Source organism: Priestia sp. SIMBA_032 (genome assembly GCF_046535215.1).
GTDB lineage: Bacteria > Bacillota > Bacilli > Bacillales > Bacillaceae_H > Priestia > Priestia aryabhattai.
Genome location: NZ_JAWRXD010001300.1, coordinates 1 through 246 on the forward strand (window position 1 = coordinate 1; position 246 = coordinate 246).

Annotated in this window: 1 pseudogene; it reads right to left on the reverse strand. The window is 35.4% G+C overall.

The window, feature by feature from the left end:
• Nucleotides 1-246 (reverse strand): annotated as a pseudogene (gene ricT, locus SB717_RS38520) (competence/sporulation regulator complex protein RicT); the annotation flags it as partial.

Below are 246 nucleotides of genomic sequence, written 5' to 3' on the forward strand. Positions count from 1 at the left end.
TTTCTAAAATATTTAATCCGATCACACGGCCAGTACCATGCGGGGTTTGTATACGTTGATCTAAATCAGGAAGTTGTTCCTTTGCTGCCTCATATTCATCATTCTCATATTTTAAGCAACACATTAAGCGACCACATAAACCAGAGATTTTTGCAGGATTTAATGATAAATTTTGATCCTTTGCCATTTTAATGGATACAGGTTCAAAATCTCCTAAAAAAGTAGAACAACAAAGCATACGACCAC